The sequence below is a fragment of the Mesorhizobium sp. M0514 genome (assembly GCF_040321145.1).
GTDB lineage: Bacteria > Pseudomonadota > Alphaproteobacteria > Rhizobiales > Rhizobiaceae > Mesorhizobium.
In genome coordinates, this window is the sequence record NZ_JAMYQZ010000001.1 from 81,799 (window position 1) to 106,436 (window position 24,638).

General features: G+C 64.2%; 18 protein-coding genes and 1 pseudogene. 9 read left to right on the forward strand and 10 right to left on the reverse strand.

Going from position 1 to position 24,638, the window contains the following annotated elements:
• Positions 1-201: 201 nt before the first annotated feature.
• Complete coding sequence (locus NKI61_RS00390; protein ID WP_023740746.1) at positions 202-660, reverse strand: MerR family transcriptional regulator; 459 nt, start codon at positions 658-660, stop codon at positions 202-204.
• A 481-nt stretch (positions 661-1,141) separates the two neighbouring features.
• On the opposite strand from NKI61_RS00390, the gene NKI61_RS00395 reads away from it, so the two are divergent.
• The 4 genes from NKI61_RS00395 (at position 1,142) to NKI61_RS00410 (ending at position 8,474) form a co-directional block, all read left to right on the forward strand.
• A complete protein-coding gene (locus tag NKI61_RS00395; RefSeq protein ID WP_352838644.1) occupies positions 1,142-5,134 on the forward strand; it encodes a peptidoglycan-binding protein in 3,993 nt (1,330 codons plus the stop codon).
• A gap of 192 nt (positions 5,135-5,326) precedes the next feature.
• Complete coding sequence (locus tag NKI61_RS00400; protein WP_023669608.1) at positions 5,327-6,250, forward strand: sulfite exporter TauE/SafE family protein; 924 nt, start codon at positions 5,327-5,329, stop codon at positions 6,248-6,250.
• The gene (locus NKI61_RS00405; protein WP_023740748.1) at positions 6,250-7,041 is read left to right on the forward strand and encodes a TIGR02186 family protein; all 792 of its coding nucleotides are present in this window, start codon (positions 6,250-6,252) and stop codon (positions 7,039-7,041) included. The genes NKI61_RS00400 and NKI61_RS00405 overlap by 1 nt, the downstream gene beginning before the upstream one ends.
• A 176-nt stretch (positions 7,042-7,217) precedes the next feature.
• Complete coding sequence (locus NKI61_RS00410; RefSeq protein ID WP_352838645.1) at positions 7,218-8,474, forward strand: Hsp70 family protein; 1,257 nt, start codon at positions 7,218-7,220, stop codon at positions 8,472-8,474.
• A 99-nt stretch (positions 8,475-8,573) separates the two neighbouring features.
• Here NKI61_RS00410 and NKI61_RS00415 read toward each other — a convergent pair whose 3' ends face one another.
• Positions 8,574-9,476, reverse strand: a complete 903-nt coding sequence (locus NKI61_RS00415; protein ID WP_352838646.1) for a LysR substrate-binding domain-containing protein — start codon at positions 9,474-9,476, stop codon at positions 8,574-8,576.
• Between the two features lie 278 nt (positions 9,477-9,754).
• On the opposite strand from NKI61_RS00415, the gene NKI61_RS00420 reads away from it, so the two are divergent.
• The 3 genes from NKI61_RS00420 to NKI61_RS00430 are packed head-to-tail and all read left to right on the forward strand — an operon-like array spanning position 9,755 to position 14,352.
• Positions 9,755-12,685 carry a molybdopterin oxidoreductase family protein gene (locus NKI61_RS00420; protein WP_023740751.1) on the forward strand — a complete coding sequence of 977 codons (2,931 nt, stop codon included), beginning with the start codon at positions 9,755-9,757 and terminating at the stop codon, positions 12,683-12,685.
• Positions 12,682-13,410, forward strand: a complete 729-nt coding sequence (locus NKI61_RS00425; RefSeq protein ID WP_352838647.1) for a 4Fe-4S dicluster domain-containing protein — start codon at positions 12,682-12,684, stop codon at positions 13,408-13,410. The genes NKI61_RS00420 and NKI61_RS00425 overlap by 4 nt, the downstream gene beginning before the upstream one ends.
• Before the next feature lie 3 nt (positions 13,411-13,413).
• On the forward strand, positions 13,414-14,352 hold the full coding sequence (locus NKI61_RS00430) for a dimethyl sulfoxide reductase anchor subunit family protein (protein WP_352838648.1): 939 nt from the start codon (positions 13,414-13,416) through the stop codon (positions 14,350-14,352).
• Positions 14,353-14,364: 12 nt separating this feature from the next.
• On the opposite strand, the gene NKI61_RS00435 is transcribed toward NKI61_RS00430, so the two are convergent.
• Together NKI61_RS00435 and NKI61_RS00440 are read right to left on the reverse strand one after the other, a co-directional pair.
• On the reverse strand, positions 14,365-14,721 hold the full coding sequence (locus NKI61_RS00435; RefSeq protein ID WP_352838649.1) for a LysR substrate-binding domain-containing protein: 357 nt from the start codon (positions 14,719-14,721) through the stop codon (positions 14,365-14,367).
• On the reverse strand, positions 14,708-15,235 hold the full coding sequence (locus NKI61_RS00440; RefSeq protein WP_352838650.1) for a LysR family transcriptional regulator: 528 nt from the start codon (positions 15,233-15,235) through the stop codon (positions 14,708-14,710). The genes NKI61_RS00435 and NKI61_RS00440 overlap by 14 nt, the downstream gene beginning before the upstream one ends.
• A gap of 94 nt (positions 15,236-15,329) precedes the next feature.
• On the opposite strand from NKI61_RS00440, the pseudogene NKI61_RS00445 reads away from it, so the two are divergent.
• Positions 15,330-16,300: pseudogene (locus tag NKI61_RS00445) on the forward strand (quinone oxidoreductase family protein).
• A gap of 4 nt (positions 16,301-16,304) precedes the next feature.
• Here the strand turns inward: NKI61_RS00445 and pdeM are convergent.
• From pdeM to NKI61_RS00470, 5 genes are all read right to left on the reverse strand, one after another.
• Complete coding sequence (gene pdeM, locus NKI61_RS00450; RefSeq protein ID WP_023688711.1) at positions 16,305-17,021, reverse strand: ligase-associated DNA damage response endonuclease PdeM; 717 nt, start codon at positions 17,019-17,021, stop codon at positions 16,305-16,307.
• Entirely contained in the window at positions 17,018-19,567 is a 2,550-nt protein-coding gene (locus NKI61_RS00455; RefSeq protein WP_352838651.1) for a ligase-associated DNA damage response DEXH box helicase, read from the reverse strand. Before NKI61_RS00455 ends, pdeM begins: the two co-directional genes overlap by 4 nt.
• A 197-nt stretch (positions 19,568-19,764) precedes the next feature.
• The gene (locus NKI61_RS00460) at positions 19,765-20,625 is read right to left on the reverse strand and encodes a C40 family peptidase (RefSeq protein ID WP_023730950.1); all 861 of its coding nucleotides are present in this window, start codon (positions 20,623-20,625) and stop codon (positions 19,765-19,767) included.
• Positions 20,626-20,653: 28 nt separating this feature from the next.
• Positions 20,654-21,004, reverse strand: a complete 351-nt coding sequence (locus tag NKI61_RS00465; RefSeq protein ID WP_023669596.1) for a MarR family winged helix-turn-helix transcriptional regulator — start codon at positions 21,002-21,004, stop codon at positions 20,654-20,656.
• A 69-nt stretch (positions 21,005-21,073) separates the two neighbouring features.
• Positions 21,074-22,435, reverse strand: a complete 1,362-nt coding sequence (locus tag NKI61_RS00470) for a leucyl aminopeptidase family protein (protein ID WP_023746685.1) — start codon at positions 22,433-22,435, stop codon at positions 21,074-21,076.
• A gap of 237 nt (positions 22,436-22,672) precedes the next feature.
• On the opposite strand from NKI61_RS00470, the gene NKI61_RS00475 reads away from it, so the two are divergent.
• Entirely contained in the window at positions 22,673-23,494 is an 822-nt protein-coding gene (locus NKI61_RS00475) for a tetratricopeptide repeat protein (protein ID WP_023669594.1), read from the forward strand.
• Positions 23,495-23,607: 113 nt separating this feature from the next.
• Here the strand turns inward: NKI61_RS00475 and NKI61_RS00480 are convergent, their stop codons facing one another.
• Positions 23,608-24,624 carry a type II secretion system F family protein gene (locus tag NKI61_RS00480; RefSeq protein ID WP_023738192.1) on the reverse strand — a complete coding sequence of 339 codons (1,017 nt, stop codon included), beginning with the start codon at positions 24,622-24,624 and terminating at the stop codon, positions 23,608-23,610.
• Between the last annotated feature and the right edge of the window lie 14 nt (positions 24,625-24,638).

Consider the following 24,638-nt stretch of genomic DNA (forward strand, 5'->3'; position numbering starts at 1 on the left):
AATGTTGAAAGCGGGATAGCAAAAATTGACGTTTGCGTAAACGTCAATTTGGTCGCCGCTACAAAATTTACTTATGCCAGCCTATCGGCACGAGCGGTGCATGGCTTTGCGCAAAGCGAGGGTGGTCAAGCAAAAAGAGCCACGCAGGCGGGCCGCGCGGCTCTTACCTTCAAAGCTTTCGCCGGGAACTGCGGAGCGAAATCAGCTGGCGGCGCTGGCCGGGGCCGAACGCTCGGACAGCATCTGGCGCACGGCCGACATCGAGCCGCTCAACTCGTTGATGGCGTCGTCGATCAGCGCGCGCTGCTTCTGCAGGCGGGCAAGCTGCTTCTCCGACTTGTCGAGAGCCAGCCGCAATTGCTTGATGTTGGATCCCGTCGGATCGTAGAGATCCATCATCTGCTTGACGTCGCGTAGCGAGAACCCGACCTTGCGGCCGAGGAGGATCAGCTTCAGCCGCGCCTTGTCGCGACGCGTGTAGAGCCGCGTCGCCCCATCGCGCTTTGGATTGAGCAGGCCCTTGTCTTCATAGAACCGCAGCGTGCGCAGAGTCACGCCGTATTTCTTGGCCATCTCGCCGATGCGCACCAGCTCCTCGCCGGCTTCGGCAGACATATTGTTGGTGTTGGCCGCGGCTTCGCCGGGCGAAACAAGTTTCATAGTCACTGGCTTTCCCCTGTCGTGGCATCGCGGTCTCGGACCTTGCAACGCCTGAGTGGAAGCGGGGGCATGCTTCCAGTCGTGGTTTCAACTAATTCATCGCAAAAGGCACGAACGGCGCCCCTCTTACGTTTACGTCAATTCTATAACGATAGCCGCCGCATGACGCAAGGGCGTTCTGGGATTGCGAAACCTTATGCCGCACCCCCGGCGCCGGGTCCGAACGGGCACCGCCTGTATTTCCAGCAATGCCGTAACTTCTTAAGCTTGGTTAACGCCTTGTTTACCACGATGGGTGAAATGTGCGGATGTCGGTCACCCGTGTTTATCCTGTAGCGAATTTTTCACGGTTTTTCGGAGAGCGGGCCTGGCCCGGGAAGCTCGTCTTTCGCCGCAGCAGTGCCGCGCGGCCGCCTTCGTTCCCGACAAGGACCTGGGGAAACTGGCAGCAAGCCGGCCATTCTGAAAAACGGACGCATCGATGAACAGCAAGCGGTCCTATCTCGATACACTCAACGCCGGCAGGCCGCGCAGGCCGAACACTACGCTTGATGAATTGAACCGCTCGCTGGAAACGCTGGAGCAGCGGCTGGAGCGCAAGCGCGAGGACGCCGCCGAGCGCTTCGATCCGCGCCGGCCCGCTCCGGAGCCGCGCTACGCAAGTGCCCAGCCCTACGCCCCGCCGCCGCGCTGGTACGAGGACCCGCAGCCCGCGCCGCGGCCGAAAAGCCCTGTGACGGCCGGCTTCGACCAGAACTATCAGGCGATCGCGCGCGACATCGACCGCGTGCGCGGCCAGGAAGACAGCGTCGCCGTGGTCGGCAAGATCGCCGGCGAATTGCGCGGCCTGCGCGAGGAACTTCGCCATCAGATGACCGCCGGCCTGCAGCGCGAATTCGCCGCGCTGCGCAAGGACATCGAACGGGCGTTCCAGGCGAGCAACCAATCGGGTGGTCAGGCAAGCGGCTTGCCCGGCAAGGGCAGCGCCGAACTCGGCGTCGAATTCGAGCGGCTGTCCGGCGCCATCCAGACGCTGGCCGAGAAGAGCGACGACCGAAGCGTCAACATGCTGCGGCTCGAGCTTGAGCAGGTAAAGACGGCGCTCGACACATTGGCGCGCGAGGAAAGTGTGCTGAAGGTCGACCGCCGCTGGGACGATTTCGACCGCCGCTGGAGCGCGTTCGAGGACCGTGTCGACGCCGACCAGCGCAACCGTGCCGACGGCCCCGGATTTTCGGCCCTGACCGACCGGCTCGAACAGATCAGCAATGCGGTCCACAATCTGCCGGAATCGCTGTCGCTGCGCTCGATGGAAGAAAAGGTCCGCACGCTTGCCGGCGCCGTCGATCATTTCGTCAGCCAGCAGAGCAACCGCGGCGGCGACACGCTTGGCCTGATCGACGAACGGCTCGACGAGATTTCGCGCGCCATCGTCGCCTCGACCGTCGCCGCACAGGCCAATTCCTTCGACCCCGAACCCTTTGAACGCATCGAGAAGCGGATCGCCTCGCTGGCGCAGCAGATCGAGGAAGTCGTGCAGGTTCGTCCGAGCGGCGAGGTTCTCGACCGTCTCAGCACGCTGTCGAACAGGGTCGATGAGCTTGCCGGCCGCGCCAATCTGCCGGAACAGGCGATGGAGCGCCTCGGCAAGCAGATCGCGATGATCGCCGACAAGATCGATCGCGCCCCGGCCATGCCCGACGCCGACTATATCTTCCAGGGTCTGGAACAGCGCTTCGACGTGCTGTCGGGCATGATGGAACGTCGGCAGGGCGACGCCATCGAACAGGGCAACATGCTGTTTCGCGATCTCGAGCGGCGGCTGGACGAGGTTGCCGACCGGCTGGACCAGCGCCAGCCGCAGGCTGACAGCGCCGGCATCATGGACGCCATCGACGCACGCTTCACCGCGCTCGCCCAACGCATGGAGACGCGCATTCCCGATCCTGCCAACGAGGCGGCGATCCGCGGCCTGGAAAGCCGGCTCGAAGACATTTCAAGCCGGCTGGAATCGTCGGCCGCGCAGGTCGCCGGCATCGATCCGGCACTGATCCGCAGCCTTGAGGCGCAGGTCTCCAGCCTATCGGCGCATCTGTCGAAGCCCGGCACGCCGCTGCCGGAATTCGAGGACATCAGCCCGCGCCTCAACGAAATCGAGAAGTCGCTGGCCGGAACCCGCGAATCCATCATGGGCGCGGCACGCGAAGCAGCCGAGAGCGCCGTGCGCTCGCTGGCAGATTCCAACGCCAACACCGCGGCCGTTACCGGCCTTGCTCAGGATCTGAAGACGCTGGAAGCGCTGACGCGCCGTTCGGACGAGCGCAATTCACGGACATTCGAGGCTATCCACGACACGTTGCTCAAGATCGTCGATCGTCTGGGCTCGCTGGAGACCAGCGAACCGGCGGAGGCGGTGAGCGAGCTTCTGGATGCCCAGGCCGAGCCGGCGCGGCGGGCCCGCGCTGCACGCGCCTCCAAGATTTCGGTGCAGGACGCGCCGTCGATGGATATCGACCAGCCGCTGCCGCTGACCGGAGACATGGCCGATCTCGACGGCCGCGCCGCCGCCATCATGCGCAGCGAGCCGGATATGCGCGCCGACCCGGGTACGCGTAGCGACCCGGTCATGGGCAGCGAACCCGTGCGGCGCTCGCCAGCCGAGGCTGCCGCGGCCGCTGCCCAGGCAGCGCTCGGTTCCGACAGGATTGCCGAGAAAGGCGAAGCCACGGCCAAGACGTCGCTGTTCGGTGGATTGGCGCGCGCCTTCAGGGGCAAGAAGCCGGCTGACATGCCGCCGCTTGCCGGCTCGGGGCCCAATGTCGACATGCCGAGCGTCGATCTCGACGAGCCGCTCGATCCGAAGCTCGCCAACCGGCCGTTGGAGCCGGGCTCCGGCGCGCCCGACCTCAACGCCATCATGAAGCGCGTACGCGACGAACGTGGCCCACCGGTGCGCCAAAACTCCGGCGATGCATCGAAATCCGACTTCATTGCCGCTGCCAGGCGCGCGGCGCAGGCTGCGGCCGCCGAGGCCGACGCGCTGAAACGCCAGTCCACCATGAAGGGCCCGGTCAAGGCGCTTCGTATCGGCGACCTGCTCAAGGCGCGGCGCAAGCCGATACTGATGGGAGCGGTCGCGATCATGCTGGCGCTTGCCGGCCTGCAACTCGGCAAGGCCTTCTTCGCCGACCCGGTCGAGGTCGCAAGCAACGATACAGCGCCGATCGTCGCCTCGCAGCCGGTCGAGACTGCTTCGGTCAACGCTGCCAGCCAACCCAAGGCAGACGCGCAGGTGGCCGTGCAGGACGCGCCGGCCCGGACCGTCAGGCAGGCGGAGCCCACGGAACCGGCAGTTGGCAACGATGCGCCAATGAATGCGGCCTCGATCGCCGAGCCCGAAATGCCGGCCGTGGAACCCGCGCCAGCGCCGATGGCTCTGGCCGATCCGGCCCCCGCGCCAAATGCAATGCTGCCGACGACCGCCACTGCGGAACCGGCGGCTGCTGACGCGCAGCCTGCGGCCGCCGTCATGGCGCCCTCGGCCTCGGATACGACGGCCTCGGATACTACCGGCGCCATTCCGCCGGCTGATGCCGCGGTAGCACCTGCCGTGGCCAAGATAGACGTTCCGGCCGATGCCGGCCCGCAAGCCTTGCGCGACGCGGCTGCCGGCGGCGACGCCAAGGCGCTGTTCGAGCTCGGTTCGCGCTATGCTGAATCGCGCGGCGTCAAGGAAGACATGGCGGCAGCGGCCAAATGGTACGAAAAGTCGGCCGAGCTCGGCTTCGCACCGGCGGAATACCGCATCGGCAATTTCTACGAGAAGGGCATCGGCGTCACGCGCGACGTCAAGAAGGCAAAGACCTTCTACCAGCTCGCCGCCGCGCAGGGTAATGCCAGCGCCATGCACAATCTGGCCGTTCTGTTTGCCATGGCCGCCGACGGCGTGACCGACAATGAATCGGCCGCGCACTGGTTTCAGGCGGCGGCCGATGTCGGCGTCAAGGACAGCCAGTTCAATCTCGGCATCCTGGCGGCAAAGGGCGTCGGCATGAAGCAGAGCCTGGAGGAATCCTACAAATGGTTCGCGCTCGTCGCCAAGACCGGCGACAAGGATGCGGCTGCAAAGCGCGACGAAGTCGCCACTGCGCTGCGCCCCGAACAGCTGGAGCGGGCGCGCGCCGCCACGGAACTGTGGAAGCCGAAGCCGCTCGACCCGGCGTCCAACTCGGCCGACATTCCTGAATCCTGGCAGGAAGGCACGCCGCAGACCACCGCCAGCGTCGACATGAAGAAGGCGGTCAAGAACATCCAGCTCATCCTCAACAAGAACGGCTACGATGCCGGCGGCGCCGATGGCGTGATGGGCGGCAAGACCAAGACCGCAATCATGGCTTTCCAGACCGAAAACAAGATGCAGGCGACCGGCGAAATCGACGAAAAGCTGGTGAAGGCGCTGCTGGCGCACAAATAACGGCAGATGCGTCGCTAACGCGACGCCCTGCCATACATTTGCCTGCTAACTGCTTGAGATGTTTTTTGTTTCGGTAGGGCGGCGGGGTTTGATCCCACTGCCCCGGCGGTGCAAGAAAGAATTGGCTTTTCGGTGCGACAATGCCCTGGAATGGCTGCAATCGCCGACAGGCAAACTGATCGAGACTGACGGGTGGGCATCTATCTCCCGATCGCGGAAATTTCCGTCAACGTCTTCGTGCTGCTGGCAATGGGCGCGGCGGTGGGTTTCCTGTCGGGCATGTTCGGGGTCGGTGGCGGCTTTCTGATCACGCCGCTCTTGATCTTCTACAACATCCCGCCGGCAATCGCCGTTGCTACCGGCGCCAACCAGGTTATCGCCTCCTCCTTCTCCGGCGCGCTGTCGCACATGAAGCGCGGCACGCTCGACTTCAAGCTCGGCGGGGTGCTGCTGGCCGGCGGCATTGTCGGCTCGACCGGCGGTATCTTTGTCTTTGCCTTCCTGCGTCGGCTCGGCCAGCTCGATTTGTTCATTTCGCTGCTCTACGTCGTGCTGCTTGGCACCGTCGGCGGGCTGATGCTGGTCGAGAGCGTCAATGCGCTGCGCGCGACGCGCAGCGGTGCGGCGCCGGTCTTGAAGAAATCCGGCCAGCACAACTGGATCCACCGGCTGCCGCTGAAGATGCGCTTCAGGGCCTCGAAGCTGTTCGTCAGCGTCATTCCGGTGCTGGGGCTCGGCGCCGGCATCGGCTTCCTGTCGTCGATCATGGGTGTCGGCGGCGGCTTCATCATGGTGCCGGCGCTGATCTATCTCTTGAAGGTGCCGACCAACGTCGTCATCGGCACCTCGCTGTTCCAGATCATTTTCACCTCGGCCTACACCACGCTTGTCCACGCCACCACCAACCAGACGGTCGACGTCATGCTTGCCTTCCTGCTGATGGCGGGCGGCGTTGCCGGCGCGCAATATGGCGCCAAGGCAGGACAGAAGCTGCGCGGCGAACAGCTCAGGGCACTGCTGGCGCTGCTGGTGCTGGCGGTCGCGATCCGGCTTGCCATCGATCTCTTCGTCACGCCGCCAAACCTCTATTCGCTGACCGCCGCGGGCCTGAACTGATGCTGCGGTGGGGGATTTTTTCGGCCGCCGTTTTGCTTTTCGCCCTCGCTCTGCCGGCGGCAGCGCAATCGCCGAACCCCTTGCCGGAAGGCATCCAGATCGGTCTCTCCACCGACGCGGTGTCGATCACCGCCGGCTTTTCCGGCGCCGACCTGACCATTTTCGGTTCGCTGGAAAATCCCGACCCGCTGGTCGCGCGACAGGGGCGCTACGACGTCATCGTCGTGCTCGAAGGCCCGCCGCGGCCGGTGGTGGTGCGCCGCAAGGACCGCGTGCTCGGCGTCTGGGTCAATCTGGAATCCGAGACCTTCGAGAACGTGCCGGTATCCTACTCCGTCGCCACGACGCGGCCGCTGCAGGACATCACCGAACCCAACAGCTACAAGCAGCTGTCGCTCGGCGCCTCCAACCTTTACATGCAGCCGGCCGAGGTAACCGACAGTCCGGCGACGATCGAGGAATTCACCGTGGCGCTGCGCGAGCGCAAGGCGGCGACCGGCCTCTATAGCGAGAATGTCGGCGGCGTGCAGTTCTTGTCGCAGAACCTGTTTCGCGCCACGGTTCGGCTGGCGCCCAACGTCCCGGTTGGAACCCATAAAGCCCGCGCGTTCCTGTTCAAGAGCGGTCTGTTCCTCAAGGAAAGCTCGGCCCAGCTCGAAATCCGCAAATCGGGCTTCGAACAGTCGATCTTCCGCGTCGCGCATGATTACTCGTTTCTCTACGGCGTCTTCTCCGTGTCGCTGGCCATGATCACCGGCTGGCTGGGCAGGCTGATTTTCCGCAGGGATTGACGCGCAGGACCCATTTCCGGGGAAAAGGGGTTCCCCTTTTCTCAGTCTTGCGATAGACCGCCGCCTCCCAACCCTCGGGTTACACGCACAATCATTCGGCAGAACGGTCAGGCCTCTGGACGGCGCGCGCCTTGCGGACGCCCGCCACAGCGACGACCCAATGACAGGAGGCTGCAATGCACCAGGCATTTGGCGGCATCGATTTCGGCACGTCCAATTCTACGGTGGGCGTGATCCGCAACGGCCAGGCACGGCTGGTGGCGCTGGAAGGTGAACAGCCGACATTGCCAAGCGCGGTTTTCTTCAACTTCGAGGACGGTCACACCTATTTCGGCCGCCGCGCCATTGCCGACTACACCGATGCCATCGAAGGCCGGCTGATGCGGTCGCTGAAGAGCGTGCTCGGCAGTTCGCTGGCGCATGAGAAGACGCGGATCAAGGCCCGGCAGATCGGTTTCATCGACATTGTCGGCATGTTCGTCGGCCATTTGAAGAAGCGGCTTGAGGAAGATGCCGGCGCTCCGGTGGAGAACGTTGTGCTCGGCCGGCCGGTGCAATTTGTCGACGAAGATGTGGAAGCCGATGCCAAGGCGCAAAGCGAGCTTGAAAAGGCGGCGCGCGCGCAAGGCTTCAAGCACATCGCCTTCCAGTTCGAACCGATCGCGGCAGCGCTCGACTATGAGCAGGACGTGAAGCGCGAGGAACTGGCCTTGATCGTCGACATGGGCGGCGGCACGTCCGACTTCTCGATCGTGCGGGTTTCGCCGCAACGCGCCCGCTCACGCGACCGCAAGGACGATATCCTGGCCAACCGCGGCATCCATATCGGCGGCACCGATTTCGACCGGCTGCTCAGCATTGCCCATGTCATGCCCAAGCTCGGCTACCTGACGCCCACAAAAGACGGCAAGCGCAACCTGCCGGCGAGCTATTTCATTGATCTCGCGACGTGGCAGCGCATCAACCTCGTCTATACTGCCAAGGCGATGACGCATCTGAGGCAAATCCGCTTCGAGGCCGTCCGCGCCGACCTTGTCGACCGCTTCATCCATATTGTCGAGCACCGTTACGGCCATGCGCTGGCCGGCCTCGTCGAACGAGCCAAGATCGCGCTGACGGATCAGGCTTCGGCCGATGTAACGGTGGCGCTGCCCGGCGCGCATTTCGCCGCCGAGATCTCGCGGACCGGCCTGGAAGAGACCATCGCCGCCGACATCGAGCGGGTATCCGCTACGGTGCGGCAGACGATTGCCGATGCCGGCATAACGGCGTCTGCGATCACCGCCGTATTCCTCACCGGCGGTTCGACCGCGATCCCGCTGGCACGGCGTGAAATCCTGTCGCTGGTGCCGCAAGCGGCTGTGATCGAGGGCGACATGTTCGGTTCGGTCGGCCTTGGCCTGGCGCTGGATGCGCAGCGGAAGTTCTCCTGAACACATAACTGCGGCTACCCCATAATGACCATAAATACCCAAACGAGGCCGCACCATTTCACCCCGACCCTAGACCGATATCAGATGCCCTGAGGACGGCTATGCCGGGATGCCGTTCCCCGCTTCAGCGCCGAGATGCGCCTTGAGCGCCATCTGGGCCAAGCTTGCCCGGCGGTCACGATGGGTGATCATGGCGAAGTCGCGCTTCGGCAGTTCGAGCGGCACCGACCGGAGACTGCCCTCGGCGACGGCGCGTCCGACGACGAGGTCCGAGATGATGGTGGCGCCGGCGCCGGCCTCGACCGCCTGGCGAACCGCCTCGTTGCTCGGCAGCACCAGAAATATCTGCAGGTCGCCAAGCGATATCCCCTCGCGGCGGGCCAGGTCCTCCAGCACCTCGCGCGTGCCCGAACCACCCTCACGGATGATCCAGCGCAGCCCTCTGATATCCGGGCGGCCCGGCGCGATCTCGGCGATTTCGGGATGCGAGGCGGCCACGACCAGCATCAACCTGTCGACGTCGACCTTGGTGCGGCGGAGGATGTCTGACTCGGTGCGCCCCTCGACCAGACCGAGATCGGCGGTGCCATCGAGCACGTTGGCCTCGACCTGCCTGGTGTTGCCGATGCTGACGTTCAAGCGCACCGCCGGGTAGGCCTCGTGGAAAGAGGCCAGCCGGCGCGGCAGCCAGTAGCTGGCAATGGTCAGGCTGGCGGCGATGGACAGGCTGCCGGCGACCGTCTGCGAGACATGCTCCAGCACATTTCGGGCGGCGGCGGCGCGTTCCAGCACCGCCTTGGCCTCAGGCAGGAAACGGTGGCCGGTCTGAGCCAGCTCGATGTTGCGGCCGACACGGTTGAACAGATGAACGCCATGCTGCTCTTCCAAAGCGCGGATGGCGGCCGACGCCGCCGACTGGGAGATGCCCAAAAGCTCTGCCGCCTTGGTCATATGGCCGCGTTCGGCAACGGCAACGAAAATGCGCAACTGGTCCAGCGTCATGTGTGCATTAAGAACCAATTCCGATCGAATTTACAAGAACAACTGATTAGACGGATCGATAGCTCTATTCTACTTTTTCAGTCGAAGTTAGAATAAATTCGCCAACAAATCGCGGCCAACAAAATGATCGGGCGGTTCAGATCCCTTTTTGCGCATTGGACCCGTGGCCTCAGGCGGCGGCTGGCCGGCGATCGATATCATCCTGAAGAACACTATATGCGTGGCCCCGGACCGAAGACGCGGGCCAAATTCGCAGGTAGCAAAAGCACGCCGGCATCATGAACCCAGCTGCGCCGCGCGGAGCCAATTCCGCACCGTCGCAACGGCCGCTTGGCGATACACGCGCGCCTGATGAAGGCGACGGCGTCGACACCTCGCCCGCTATCTCCGACAGCATCGCCAAGACCACCTGTTATATGTGCGCCTGCCGGTGCGGCATCGACGTCCACATCAAGGACGGCAAGGTGCGCTACATCAACGGCAACAAGGACCATCCGGTTAACCGCGGCGTGATCTGCGGCAAGGGCAGCTCCGGCATCATGCAGCACTACAGCCCGGCGCGGCTGAAGAAGCCGCTGTTGCGCAGCGGCCTGCGCGGCTCGGGCGAATTCCGCGAGATCGAGTGGGAGGAAGCGTTTTCGATTGCGACCGGGCGGCTATCGAATATCCGCCGGGCCGATCCGAAAAAGCTCGCCTTCTTCACCGGGCGCGACCAGTCGCAGTCGCTGACCGGCTGGTGGGCGAGCCAGTTCGGCACGCCGAACTTCGCCGCCCATGGCGGCTTCTGCTCGGTCAACATGGCGGCCGGCGGGCTCTACACGATCGGCGGCTCGTTCTGGGAGTTCGGCGAGCCGGACTGGGACAATACGAAATACTTCATGCTGTTCGGCGTCGCCGAGGACCATGATTCCAACCCGATCAAGATCGGCTTGGGTAAACTCAAGGCGCGCGGCGCCAAGGTGGTGTCGATCAACCCCTGCCGCACCGGCTACAACGCCATTGCCGACGACTGGATCGGGATCCGGCCCGGCACCGACGGCCTCTTCGTCTTCGCCCTAATCCATGAACTGCTGAAGGCAGGCCGCATCGATCTCGATTATCTGCTCCGCTACACCAACGCCCATGTGCTGGTCATCCAGGAGCCGGGCGCGGTCGATGACGGGCTATTCCTGCGCGACAGCGACAACAATCTTCTCGCGTGGGACAGAGTGGCGAAGACAACCGTCAACGCAGCCGATGCCGATGCGAAGCCGGCGCTGACCGGCAGCTTCACGTTCGCCGGTCGCCGCTGCGTGCCGGTGTTCCAGCTTATCGCCGACCGTTACATGGACTACAGCTACGCACCCGATGTGGTCGCGGCACGATGCGGCATTCCGGCCGACACCATCCGGCGGATCGCTGCCGAACTCGCCCACGTCGCCTTCGAACAGACGATCGAACTGCCGGTTGCGTGGACCGACTGGGCCGGACGGCGGCACGAGACGATCAAGGGACGGCCGGTGTCGATGCATGCCATGCGCGGCATCTCGGCCCACTCCAACGGCTTTCACTCCTGCCGTGCCATCCACCTGCTGCAGGTGCTGCTCGGCACGGTGGACGTGCCCGGCGGCTTCCGTTTCAAGCCCCCCTACCCGCGCTCGGCGCCCCCGGGACCGAAGCCGGCCGGCAAGGTGGTCAGGCCGATGACGCCGCTCGACGGCATGCCGCTCGGCTTCGTCTGCGGGCCGGACGATCTCCTGGTCGACGAGGCCGGCACGCCTTTGCGCATCGACAAGGCTTATTCCTGGGATGCGCCGCTCGCCGCGCATGGGCTGATGCATACGGTCATCCGCAATGCGTGGGCCGGTGACCCGTACCCAATCGACACGCTGATGATGTACATGTCGAACATGGCGTGGAATTCCTCGATGAACACCGTCGAGACCATTGCCATGCTCACCGACCATGACGAAGCGGGTAACTACAAGATCCCCTTCATCATCTATTCCGACGCCTATTATTCCGAGACGGTGCCGTTCGCCGACCTGGTGCTGCCCGACACCACCTATCTCGAACGTCACGACTGCATCAGCCTGCTCGACCGGCCGATCAGCCATGCCGACGGGCCGGGCGACGCGATCCGCCATCCGGTGGTCGAACCGGACCGAGATGTCAGGCCGTTCCAATCGGTGCTGATCGAACTTGGCGCTCGGCTTGGCCTGCCCGGCTTCGTCGAGGACGATGGCTCGGCCAGATATGCCGACTATGCCGACTACATCGTCAATCACGAACGCACGCCGGGCATCGGCCCGCTGGCCGGCTGGCGCGGCAAGGACGGCACTTCCGTCGGCAAGGGCGAAGTCAATCCCGACCAGTTGCAGCGCTACATCGGCAATGGCGGCTTCTGGCACCAGGATTTTGCTGAGGACCAGCGCTATTACAAGATGGCCAACCGCTCCTATCTCGACTTCGCAGAGCAGATGGGGTTCATCCCCAAGGCCGAGCCGATCGTGTTCCAGCTCTATTGCGAACCGATGCAGCGCTTTCGCCTCGCCGCGCGCGGTCATGGTCGCGTCCAGCCGCCCGAGAGCGAACGCCGGCGCATCGAGACCTATATGGATCCGCTGCCGTTCTGGTTTACCCCGTTCGAAGAGGCCGCCGTCGATCCGCATAAATACCCGCTGCATGCGCTGACGCAGCGGCCTATGCACATGTATCATTCCTGGGGCTCGCAGAATGCGTGGCTGCGGCAAATCACCAGTCAGAACCGCCTGTTCGTGCACCACAGGACCGCGGCAGATCTCAGTCTTGTCGACGACGACTGGGTGTGGATCGAAGGCATCAACGGTAGGGTTAAGGGGCAGATCAAGCTGGTCGACGGCGTCAATGCGGATACGGTCTGGACCTGGAACGCCATCGGCAAAAGGCGCGGCGCCTGGGGTCTGAAGGACAACGCTGCCGAGAGCAATCGCGGCTTCCTGCTCAACCATATTATCGGCGACCAGACATCGGCTGACGCGAACGGCAAACGCTATTCGAATTCCGATCCGGTGACCGGTCAGGCGGCGTGGTTCGACCTCAGGGTGCGCATCGTCAAATGCTCTGATGAGGAAGCCGGCTTCACCGAACCGCAATTCGAGCGTTTCAGCCAGCCGCCAAATGTCGAGCCTTCGCCCGACATCCTTCGCTTCGGCGCCGAGTTCCGCGTCCATAGGGAAGCCGTGGAATGACCTGCCTTCCCGCCCATGCAGACAAGAAGCTTGGCCTGGTCATCGACCTCGACACCTGCGTCGGCTGCCAGGCCTGCGTCACCGCCTGCAAGGAGTGGAACACCGGCGGCCACATGGCGCCGCTGACCGACATCGACCCCTATGGCGGCCATGTCGACGGCGTCTGGTTCAACCGCGTGCACAGCTACGAGCACACGACCGAGGCGGGCGGGCGCACGGTCAACTTTCCGCGCTCCTGCCTGCATTGCGAGACGCCTGCCTGCGTCACTGTCTGCCCGACCGGCGCGTCCTACAAGCGGGCGTCGGACGGCATCGTGCTGATCGACGAAAGCAAATGCATCGGCTGCAAACTGTGCAGCTGGGCCTGCCCCTATGGCGCGCGCGAATTCGATACCGACGTCGGCGTGATGAAGAAATGCACGCTGTGCGTCGACCGCATCTACAACGACAATCTGGCCGAGGAAGACCGCGTGCCGGCCTGCGTTGCCGCCTGCCCGACCAGCGCCCGGCATTTCGGCGACCTCGGCGATCCCACCTCGGCGGTATCGCAACTGGTGGCGGAGCGTGGCGGCGTCGACCTGATGCCGGAGATGGGTTACAAGCCGACCAACAAATATCTGCCGCCGCGCGCCCAGCGCGCCGCATCGGTGCCGGCGCCAAGGCTCGAGCCAGTCACGGTCGAAGGCGGTTTTCTTGGCTGGATCGACCGCATGCTTTCGAGCTGACCAATGCATCCAGCCTTTTCCGTCGTTTTCTTCACCACTGCCACAGGAGCGGGCTACGGACTGCTGGCGCTGCTCGGCGTGCTTGGCGGACTGGGTTTTATCGTGGCCCATTTCTGGCTCGGCCTTATCGGCATGGGGCTGGCGCTTGGCCTGATTGCCGCAGGCCTTTTGTTGTCGACCGGCCATCTCGGCCGGCCCGAACGCGCCTGGCGCGCCTTTTCGCAATGGCGTAGCTCCTGGCTCTCACGCGAGGGTGTATCGTCGGTAGCAACCTTCATTCCCGCCGGGCTGTTCGGCATCGGCTGGGTGTTTTTTGGCCGCACCGGAGGCTGGATGGCCATCGCCGGGCTTCTCGCAACTATCGGCGCAATCGTCACCGTCTGCACCACCGGCATGATCTATGCCTCGCTGAAGCCGATCGCGCAGTGGCATAGCCCGTATACGCTGCCGGGCTATCTCATCTTTTCGGCGATGACCGGCAGCGTGCTGTTGAACGCGCTGCTGCAGGCTTTCGCCATCAGCCCGACCGCCGTTGCGGTAGCCGCCTTGCTGCTGACCTTGCTCGGCTGGGGCTGGAAGCTGGCGACGTGGCGATACAATGACGCGCTGGAGATCGCGACCACCGCCAACACGGCGACAGGGCTCACTGGCGGCACAGTGCGCTCGCTCGAATGGCCGCACACCGAGGAGAACTACCTGCTCAAGGAAATGGGTTTTCGGATCGCGCGCAAACATGGCGCAAAGCTGCGGCTGATCACGCAGTTGCTGGCTTTCGCCTTGCCTGCCCTGCTGCTGCTTTCTGTCTTATTCGCTTTGCCCTGGCCATTCGCAGCGGTGCTGTCGGTGCTTGCGGCAATCGTCCAGTTCGCCGGCATGCTGGTCGAGCGCTGGCTGTTCTTCGCCGAGGCCAAGCACACCGTCACCCTCTATTACGGCCGGTAGAGCGTCCCGCCGTCAGGCGGCCCGTGCTCGTGGCGCCGCCGGCAAATCCTTAAGCAGGATTTCGATCGCGGCATCGATTACAGCTGTCCTGCGGTCGTGCGCGTAAAGGCCGTATTGGACCGTGAGCGGCTCGGGCAGGCCGGCTGACGTCTTCAGCACCCGCATCGAAGCGGTGCGCACGGATTCGGGCGGAAGCAGTCCAACGCCCAGTCCGTTCTCGATCGCGGCCTGAAGGCCGGTGACGCTCTGGCACGACAGGACGATCCGGTGCTCCCGGCCGGCGGCGACCAGCGCCTCGATCATCCGCCTGCGCCAAGGGCAGGTTGCGCCGAAGGCGGCGAGATCGAGCGGCCGGTCATGGTCCAGCACATAGTCCTGGGCGCAGACCCACTGCAGTTCGACGTTCCATGTCGTCGGCCGCGACGACGGATGTCGGCGCGATCATGACATCCAACGCGTCCTCGCTCCACAGCCGTCCCAGCGCGACGCTGTGCTCGACCATCGCGTCGAGGCTGATATCGGGATAGGTGCGATGAAGCCGCCCGAGTGCGGCCCAAAGCGCGGCCGTGGTGACCTCTTCGGCAAGACCAATACGCACGCCGCCCCCATTGCTAGCCTGCTGCAGACGCGCCACCGCTTCATCGCCGAGAGCGAGGATGCGGGTCGCGTATCCCAGAAAGAGCTCGCCTTCCGCAGTCGGCACAACGCCGCGGCCGGTGCGCTGGAACAGATGCCGCTGGAGCAGGCCCTCCAGCCGACGCATCTGCATGCTAAGCGCCGATTGGGTCTTGCCGGTCTGCGCGGCGACCCTGCTCAGGTTACCTTGCCGGCAGACCGCGACATAGGTGCGGAGAAGGTCGAGGCCGATCTGTTCAGATATCATTTTGTTTGAACTCTGATGTCATCGGTATCAGCCTACAATGATATCCCGCCACGCGCTATCTCACACTCAAGAGAACAGCGCAGGGAAGAAAACCATGAAAGCGATCCGTGTTCACCGCCATGGCGGGCCAGATGTGCTCGCCTACGAAGATGTCGACATCGGCCAGCCCGGACCGGGCGAGGTGCGCGTGCGCAACCGGGCGGTCGGTCTCACTTCGTCGACATCTATTTTCGCACCGGCGAATACGCGCCGCCCGCTCTGCCATTCATTCCCGGCAATGAAGGCGCCGGCGAAATCGTCGCCGTCGGTGAAGGCGTCAGCGGCTTCGCGCCTGGCGACCGAGTCGCCTATGTCGAGACGCTCGGCGCCTATGCCGAAGAACGCATCGTGCCGGCGCATTTCGTCGTGCATCTGCCCGACGCCATCGATTTCGAGACAGGTGCGGCGATGATGCTGAAAGGGCTGACGGCGCAATATCTGCTGCGCCGCACGTTTCGCGTCGAGGCGGGCCATACCATCCTGGTGCATGCCGCGGCGGGCGGCGTCGGCCTCATCCTGACGCAATGGGCCAAACATCTCGGCGCGACCGTCATCGGCACGGTCGGTTCACCCGAAAAGGCCGAACTTGCGCGCGCCAATGGCTGCGACCATGTCATCGACTACAGCAAAGAGAATTTCGCCGCACGGGTGAAAGAGGTCACCAACGGCGAAGGCTGCCACGCCGTCTATGACGGCGTCGGCAACGCGACCTTCCCCGCCTCGCTCGACTGCCTGCGGCCGTTCGGCACCTTCGTCAGCTACGGCACAGCGTCGGGGTCGATCCCGCCATTCGACATCATGCTTTTGATGCAAAAGGGTTCGCTGTTCGCCACCTGGCAGTTGCTGTTCCATCATCTCGCCAGGCGTGAGGACGTTGTCGCCATGAGCGAGGATCTGTTCAGCGTCGTCCTCAGCGGCGCAGTGAAAATCCCGGTGCACACAAGCATGCCGCTTGCCGAAGTGGCGGAGGCGCATCGCCGGCTCGGGGCACGGCAGACGACAGGCGCAACCGTGCTTATACCGTAGAAACTTAGCCCGGCCGCAGCATCGAACCGGAAATGGCGAAGATGCGCGCGGCGCCCATCATATAGGCCATCAACGTCTCGCGGCGGAACAGGCCGGCATAGGCGCGGTCGAGCACGTTGAGCGAGCCGGTATAAGCGCCGAAGGCCGGCATGATCATGCGGCCGCCATCGCCGGCAAAGCAGCGCCGCCGCACCGAGCGGCCCTGCTGGACGATGCGGGCGCAAGGGTGAAGATGGCCGGCAACTTCGCCCTCGGTTCTTATCTTCGACGGCTCGTGGCGGAACAGCAGCGAGCCGATGGCGAGTTCGCGCACCGTCTCGCCGGGCAAATCCGCCGGCGCTTCCGGGTCATGGTTGCCGGCGACCCAGAACCAGTCGCGGCCGGCCATCAATGCTTCCAGCCGATCGCGGAAGGTTTGATGCATGCGCTCGGCGCCGCCGCCGTCGTGGAAGGAGTCGCCCAGGCTGATGACGATGGCCGGCTGGTAGTCCGCGATTACCGCCTGCAGCCGGAGCAGAGTGGCGCCGGTATCGTAGGGCGGGATCAGTGCGCCGCGCCTGGCAAAGGACGAGCCCTTTTCCAGATGCAGGTCGGAGACCGCGAGCAGCCTCAGATCGGGGAAATAAAGCACGCCGCGCGAATCACAGACCGCGCGCTCGCCCGCGATGCCGACAAAATCGGCCTCGGCGATCAGCGATGCCCGCGCCAGCGAAAAATTCATTCCTCAACCATCCCCGGACCCATGGCTTCCTCGACCAAAGTCGCGGCATCCATCAGCAGCGTTTCGTCGGCCTCGCCATTCACCGGCATCTTGCCGATTTCGAGCATGATCGGCACGGCCAGCGGCGATATCTGTTCGAGTGCCTTATGCACGATTCGACCCTGGATACGCGAGAGCATGTCGGCAAGTCTGCTGACATCGAGCAGACCGGTCGCCGCGTCGGCGCGCGTCGCCTGCAGCAGGATGTGGTCGGGCTCATGGCTGCGCAGCACGTCATAGATCAGATCGGTCGAGACGGTGACCTGACGGCCGCTTTTCTCCTGTCCCGGGTGGCGCTTCTCGATCAGGCCTGAAATCAGCGCGCAGTTGCGGAAGGTGCGCTTGAGCAGCCAGCTGTCGGCCAGCCAAGCCTCGAGGTCGTCGCCCAGCATGTCCTGGTCGAACAGAGCGCCAAGCGAAGGTTTCCGCGATTTGAACATCGCGCCCATATCGCCCAGCGACCAGATGGCCAATGCGTAGTCGGTGGCGACGAAGCCAAGCGGCCTGGCGCCGGCCCTGTCCAGCCGGCGGGTGAGCAGCATGCCGAGCGTCTGGTGCGCCAGCCTGCCCTCGAAAGGATAAGCGACGAGATAGTGACGGTTGCCGCGCGGAAAGGTCTCGATCAAGAGGTCGTCGCGTTTGGGCAATACCGATTTGTCGGCCTGGTAACGCAGCCAATCCGACACCTGCTCGGGCAGCTTCTTCCAGCGCTGCGGGTCGTCCAGCATGGCGCGCACCTGCTCGGCGAGGTAGGTCGAGAGCGGAAATTTGCCGCCGCCATAATAAGGCACCTTGGCGTCGCTTCCCGGCGCATTCGAGACGAAGCATTCGTTCTCGCGGATGCCTTCGAAGCGCAGGACTTTGCCGGCAAACATGAAGGTGTCGCCATGCGTCAGCGTTTCGAGGAAGGCCTCCTCGATCTTGCCCAGAGCCCGGCCGCCGTGCGAAGCCGAGCCTTTGCTGCCGGCCTTGACGTAACGCACATTGAGCGCCGGCACCTCGATGATGGTGCCGACGTTCAGCCGATATTGCTGCGCGACGCGGGGATTGGAGACCCGCCACATGCCGTCCTTGTTGAGGCGGATGCGGGCGTAGCGCTCGTAGTTCTTCAGTGCGTAGCCGCCGGTGGCGACGAAATCGATGACGCGGTCGAATGTCGGCCGGTCGAGGCTGGCATAGGGCGCTGCTGTCAGCACTTCCTCGTAGAGATCGTCGGCGCGAAACGGCGCTCCGCAGGCGCAGCCCAGCACATGCTGGGCCAGCACATCGAGCCCGCCATTGACCAGCGGCGGCGTATCCTGGGCGCCCAGATAGTTGGCGTCCAGCGCTGCCCGGCACTCCAGCACCTCGAAACGATTGGCCGGGATCAGGATCGCCTTCGACGGCTCGTCCATGCGGTGATTGGCGCGGCCGATGCGCTGCGCCAGCCGGCTGGCGCCCTTGGGCGCGCCGACATGGACGACCAGATCGACATCGCCCCAATCGATGCCAAGGTCGAGCGTCGAGGTGGCGACGATGGCACGGAGCGCGTTTTCCCCCATCGCCTTCTCGACGCGTCGGCGCTGGGCGACATCGAGCGAGCCGTGATGCAGCGCGATCGGCAAGGTATCCTCGTTGACCCGCCACAATTCCTGAAACAGCAGCTCGGCCTGGCTGCGGGTGTTGACGAACAGCAGGGTGGTCTTGTGGCGCTTGATCTCGCGATAGATTTCCGGCGTCGCATAGCGCGCCGAATGGCCGGCCCATGGCACGCGCTCTTCCGAATCGAGGATCGAGATTTCGGGCTTCGCGCCGCCGGTTACGACGATGAGTTCAGACATATCGGGACTTGCCAGGCCTTTGGGCGGATTCTGGCTCACCAGCCAGCGCCGCAACTCGTCGGGGTCGGCCACCGTTGCCGACAGACCGATCGTCTGCAGGCCGGGCACGATGCTGCGCAGCCGCGCCAGCCCGAGCGCCAGCAGATGGCCGCGTTTCGATGTCACCAGCGAATGCAACTCGTCGAGCACGACATAGCGCAGATCCTCGAAGAAGCGCCCGGCATCGCCGGCCGCGATCAGCAGCGCCAATTGCTCGGGCGTGGTCAAAAGGATGTCGGGCGGCGCCAGTTTCTGGCGCTGCCGCTTGTGCGAAGGGGTGTCGCCGGTGCGCGTCTCGATGGTGACGGGCAGGCCGATCTCCTCCACCGGCTTGCCGAGATTGCGCTCGATGTCGACGGCCAGCGCCTTCAGCGGCGAGATGTAGAGCGTATGGATGCCGCGCCGTGCCATACCGGCTTTGCGTCTGGGGCGGTTGGCCAGTTCGGTCAACGATGGCAAGAAGCCGGCCAGCGTCTTGCCGGCGCCGGTCGGTGCGATCAAGAGCATCGATTGCCCCGCTTGAGCCTTCGCCAGCAGCTCGATCTGATGAGCGCGCGGCGACCAGCCTTTTTCGCCGAACCATCTGATGAATGGTTCGGGCAGAAGGACGGCGGCATTCTGTTTGGCAAGGCGCGGCTGCTCGGTCACGCGAAAGAGGTAGCGCGATGGCGCGCGATCGCCAAGGAAAATCGGAACAAAAGGTGATCGGGTGAGCTATCCCTCGCCGCGTTTACGGGGAGAGGATGCCGGCAGGCAGGTGAGGCGCAGCGCGACCTTTCAGTCGCTGGCGTCGCCCCTCATCCGTCTTCGGGCACCTTTCCCCGTGAACGGGCGAGGAAGAGGCGCTAGGGCCGCCGAAACCCAGTCGGCCCGCCATACAGATACCCAATCCGATCAACCGCATCCTTCAGCCCTTCGCGCGAGACCAGCATGGTGTGGCCGTTGGCGTGGATCATTGTCTCGGCGTCGGTCATGATCGCGACATGGCCCTTCCAGAACACCAGGTCGCCGCGTTTCAGTCCGGCATAATCGAATCCCGGATCGAGCGGCTCGCCGAGGCCTGCCGCTTGCATGTCGGAATCACGCAGCACATTGCGGCCGGCCATGCGCATGGCCAGTTGCACAAGGCCCGAACAGTCGATGCCGAAGCCGGAGGTGCCGCCCCAGAGATAGGGCGTGCCGAGAAACATCTCGGCGACCGAGACATAGTCGGCGGCGATGTCACTGACCGGGCAAATATGGCCGGCGATCAGCGCCTCGCTGGAGGGCAACAGCGCATAGTGCGTGCCGCGCGTTTCGGCGGCACCGGTTACCGTCACCGTCGAGCCCATCGACAATTGGCCGCTGATCGGGAAGCGCAGATCCGGGCCAGGATAGAGGAAGGTGCGCGGCGCCGTGACGATGTGGGTTGGCGCATGCTCGCGTGCGCCCAGCATGGTGGCGCCGACGTAGCCGACATAGCCGTCGCGTTCGGCCTGGACCCAGGCCCATCCCTCGGCTTCCTCGAAGACAAGCACATCGTCGCCGAACAGTACCTGCGTGTTGACGCCGGCATCCGGGCGCGGTGCCTTGCGCACGTCAGCCACGGAGGCCGTGATCCGAGCCGGACGGCCGGTGACGAAGCGATCGGCCGAAACCTTCCCTTTCAGCCTTGCATCGGCGAGGTCGGAACGGAAGGCGTGGAGGCGGGCATCCCTGGCAGTCAAATCGGTACTCGTTCAATTCATGGATTGATCAGATGGGCAGTTCATGAGCCCTGGCAACGATACCATCCCCGAAGCGCTCGACAAAGAGCGCGCCTTCGACCGTGCGCCGGATCAGCACATTGCGCTTGTCGAGCTCGTCGCGATGGCGTGACACCAGTTTCAGCGCACCCATAGTATCGAGGGCGCGGGTGATGACCGGCTTGGTGACATTGAGGCGGGCTGCCAGGCCGCGCACCGTGTGCGGCGGCGGGTCGAGATAGATGGTGAACAGGATCGCCGTCTGGCGCATGGTGAGATCTGGCGCGCCGGCGCGCACCTGGGACAACATCACCTGCTGCCATAGTCGCATCGCCTGGCTCGGACGCATCGAAATCGACATCGCGCGAGCATGACGGCAAATTGTTTCGGTTCCGTTTCAGTTTAGAGGCAGTGTGCTTTGCTCACGACCCTAGGCATAGCGCCTCGAAATGACCCGCTCCAGTGCACGGATGCCTTGCGCCTCGCCGCCGGCGGGTCCATAGGGGCGATCGGACGGGTTCCAGGCGAAGATGTCGAAATGCGCCCAGCCCGTTGTCCGTTCGACAAAGCGCTTGAGGAACAGCGCCGCGGTGACCGAGCCGGCGAAACCGTCCGTGGTGACGTTGTTGATGTCGGCGATCTTCGACGCCAGCCTGCCGTCATAGGGCCGCCACAACGGCATGCGCCACAACGGATCCTCGACGGCCACCGAGGCCGCAGCCAGTTCGGACGCCAGCGCTTCGTCGCCAGTGTAGAAAGGCGGCAGATCGGGACCGAGCGCGACACGCGCTGCCCCGGTCAGCGTCGCCATGTCGATCAGCAGTTCCGGCTCCTCGTCATCGGCCAGCGCCAGCGCATCGGCCAGCACCAGCCGCCCTTCGGCGTCGGTGTTGCCGATCTCGACGGTGAGGCCCTTGCGGCTGGTCAGTACATCTCCAGGCCGGAAGGCGTTGCCGGCAATCGAATTCTCGACCGCCGGGATCAGGACGCGCAGCCGGATCTTCAGCCCGGCAGCCATGATCATCGAGGCCAGGCCCAGCACATTGGCGGCGCCGCCCATATCCTTCTTCATCAAGAGCATGCCCGACGACGGTTTGATGTCGAGGCCGCCAGTGTCGAAACAGACACCCTTGCCGACCAGCGTCACCTTCGGCGCGCCTTCCGGTCCCCAAACCATGTCGATCAGTCGCGGCGCTCCGACCGAGGCCCGGCCGACCGCATGGATCATCGGGAAATTCTGCTTCAGGAGATCATCCCCCTTGATCACCGACACCTCGGCCTTGTGAGTGGCCGCCAGGGTCCGCACGGCCTTCTCCAACTCGTCCGGTCCCATGTCGCTGGTCGGCGTGTTGACGAGGTCGCGCGCCAGGAAGACGCCGTCGGCGATGCGCCGGACGCGTCCTGCATCTACGCCGAGCGGCAGCGCAAAACGCAGCGTCTTGCCTGATTTCTTTCCGTAGCGAGTGAAGACGTAACCGCCGAGCACCAAGGCTATGGCCGCGAGTTCCGGCTCGGCTGGAGCGGCGGCAAAATGCCAGTCGCCTTCCGGCAAGGCTCTCGCCAGCATGCCGACCGCCAGCGCGCCCTCGCCATCACCGACGCCGAACAAGGCGCCGGCAAGGGAACCGTTGTCGCCGGGGACGGCGAGCGTCCTACCGGCTTCGCCGGAAAAGCCGTTGGCGGCCGCCCATGCGGTCATGGAAGGCGAAAGCCCCAAGGCCTCCAGTCCATCGCTCGCGACCAGATGGACCGGCAGGGCAGTGTTTAGTGTCTCGACGAGTTCGACGGGCATTCGATGGTCTCCGGGAGGCTTGCAGGTCGTCCTCAGTCAAGTGACAGGGACGTCGGATGATTTCAACATCTATGCACAGGGGCCGGCATGGGACTGCCAGGCCAAAGGCTTCCGGCGGGCCGTTCACCGATCCGACGGCTCACTTTTTAACTGTCCGTTAGGGTTAACAGAATATTTCTGCGGGGATGAAGATGGCCACGTGAATGGCCACGCGCAGGAATGGAGAGCCCCGTGCCGATGCCCACCAACCGCAGGATGAACGTCACGGGCAAACGGTTGGTCACCACGGCACTGCTGATGGCGCTGGCGGCCGGTGTTGCCGGGTGCGGAACCAGCAAGCTCACGACCGGCTCGATCGGGCGCACCAGCGGCAAACCGCTGGAAACCATGTCGGCCAGCGAGTTGCACGGGGCGACCGGGCGGCTGGGCGAATCCTACGCAAAGAACCCCAACGACAAGCGGCTGGCGACAAATTTTGCGGCGGCGCTCCAGATGGACGGCGATGCCGACCAGTCGCTTGCCGTGATGCGCAAGCTGGCGATCGCCTACCCCAAGGATCGCGACGTGCTTGCCGCCTACGGCAAGGCGCTGGCCGCCAACGGCCAGTTCGAGCCGGCGCTCGACGCCGTGCGCCGGGCGCAGACGCCGGAATATCCGGACTGGCGGCTGATGTCGGCCGAGGCCGCCATTCTCGACCAGCTTGGCCAGAAGGATGAAGCGCGCCAGAACTACCGCAAGGCGCTGGACCTAAAGCCGAACGAACCCTCGATCCTTTCCAATCTCGGTATGTCCTATGTGCTGGAAGGCGATCTGCGCACCGCCGAGACCTATATGCGCTCGGCAGCCCAGCAACCGAATGCCGACAGCCGGGTGCGCCAGAACCTTGCGCTGGTCGTGGGACTGCAGGGCCGCTTCGACGAGGCCGAGAAGATCGCGTCGCAGGAGCTTTCACCCGAACAGGCGCAAGCCAATGTAGCCTATCTTCGCCAGATGCTTGCCCAGCAGAACGCCTGGAGTCAGCTCAAGGATCAGGACAAGGCAAAGCCGGCGACCAACTGAGCGCCGCATGGGCGCCGGCTCCGCACAGCGCAAAATCCGTCCACATCTCAAAGCTGAAAACAAGAGCCGCACTGCATTGGCAGTGCGGCTCTTTTGTATGGCTGCAACGAGGCCTACTGGCTTGAGGAATTGTGCTGGTCGCCGAAGATGCCGCGCTGACTGACCTGAATGCCGGCTGGGCCCAGAATGATAGCGAACAAAACCGGCAGGAAGAACAGGATCATCGGCACGGTAAGCTTCGGCGGCAGGGCGGCGGCCTTCTTCTCGGCGGCATTCATGCGCATGTCACGGCTTTCCGAGGCCAGCACGCGCAATGCGTGCGCCACGGGTGTGCCGTAGCGTTCGGCCTGGACCAGCGCCTGGGACACTGACTTCACCGACTCCAGGCCGGTACGAGCCGAGAGGTTTTCATAAGCCTGCTTGCGCTCCTGCAGATAAGAGAGTTCGGCGTTGGTCAGCACGAATTCCTCCGCCAGCGCCACCGACTGCGAACCGATCTCCTCGGAGACCTTGCGCAAGGCGGCCTCGACCGACATGCCCGATTCGACGCAGATCAGCATCAGGTCGAGCGCATCCGGCCACGCCGCCTGGATCGACTGCTTGCGCTTGGCGGCACGATTGTTGACGTAAAGGATCGGCGCGTAGAAACCGGCGTAGGCGACAAGGATGCAGACGAACAGTTTCACGAAGGCCGGCCGGTCAGGCAGTCCGCCGAGCACGAACAGATAGATCGCTGCCAGCGCGAAACCGACAAAAGGCAGGATCAGGCGGAAGAACAGGAAGCGGGTCAGCGGGTTCTGGCCACGAAAGCCCGCCACCTTGAGCTTCTGCAACGTGCCTTCATCGGCCAACGCACGCCGCAGGTCCAGCCTATCGACGATGTTGCGCATGCCGATCGACTGCTCTTCGCGCAGCCCCTTGCGGCGACGATCGGCTTCGTTGGCAAGCCGCGAGCGCTGCTTGGCGCGCAATTCGTCACGCTCCAGCGCCACCGATTTCATGCGCGCCTTGAGCTGATTGCCGCCAAGCGCCGGCAGCAACGTGAAGACGGTCGCGAACACCGCAACGCCGACCAGCAATGCGATCAGGAAGGCAGGATCGGTCAGCGATTTTACGACTTGGTCGGTCATCCGTTTTCAGTCTT

What these genes read in the sequence shown, in the direction of transcription:
- NKI61_RS00390 (WP_023740746.1), bottom strand. Translation starts at nt 660, where the DNA reads ATGAAACTTGTTTCGCCCGGCGAAGCCGCGGCCAACACCAACAATATG.
- NKI61_RS00395 (WP_352838644.1), top strand. Translation starts at nt 1,142, where the DNA reads ATGAACAGCAAGCGGTCCTATCTCGATACACTCAACGCCGGCAGGCCG.
- NKI61_RS00405 (WP_023740748.1), top strand. Translation starts at nt 6,250, where the DNA reads ATGCTGCGGTGGGGGATTTTTTCGGCCGCCGTTTTGCTTTTCGCCCTC.
- NKI61_RS00410 (WP_352838645.1), top strand. Translation starts at nt 7,218, where the DNA reads ATGCACCAGGCATTTGGCGGCATCGATTTCGGCACGTCCAATTCTACG.
- NKI61_RS00415 (WP_352838646.1), bottom strand. Translation starts at nt 9,476, where the DNA reads ATGACGCTGGACCAGTTGCGCATTTTCGTTGCCGTTGCCGAACGCGGC.
- NKI61_RS00420 (WP_023740751.1), top strand. Translation starts at nt 9,755, where the DNA reads ATGAACCCAGCTGCGCCGCGCGGAGCCAATTCCGCACCGTCGCAACGG.
- NKI61_RS00425 (WP_352838647.1), top strand. Translation starts at nt 12,682, where the DNA reads ATGACCTGCCTTCCCGCCCATGCAGACAAGAAGCTTGGCCTGGTCATC.
- NKI61_RS00430 (WP_352838648.1), top strand. Translation starts at nt 13,414, where the DNA reads ATGCATCCAGCCTTTTCCGTCGTTTTCTTCACCACTGCCACAGGAGCG.
- NKI61_RS00440 (WP_352838650.1), bottom strand. Translation starts at nt 15,235, where the DNA reads ATGATATCTGAACAGATCGGCCTCGACCTTCTCCGCACCTATGTCGCG.
- pdeM (WP_023688711.1), bottom strand. Translation starts at nt 17,021, where the DNA reads ATGAATTTTTCGCTGGCGCGGGCATCGCTGATCGCCGAGGCCGATTTT.
- NKI61_RS00465 (WP_023669596.1), bottom strand. Translation starts at nt 21,004, where the DNA reads ATGTCGATTTCGATGCGTCCGAGCCAGGCGATGCGACTATGGCAGCAG.
- NKI61_RS00470 (WP_023746685.1), bottom strand. Translation starts at nt 22,435, where the DNA reads ATGCCCGTCGAACTCGTCGAGACACTAAACACTGCCCTGCCGGTCCAT.
- NKI61_RS00475 (WP_023669594.1), top strand. Translation starts at nt 22,673, where the DNA reads ATGCCCACCAACCGCAGGATGAACGTCACGGGCAAACGGTTGGTCACC.
- NKI61_RS00480 (WP_023738192.1), bottom strand. Translation starts at nt 24,624, where the DNA reads ATGACCGACCAAGTCGTAAAATCGCTGACCGATCCTGCCTTCCTGATC.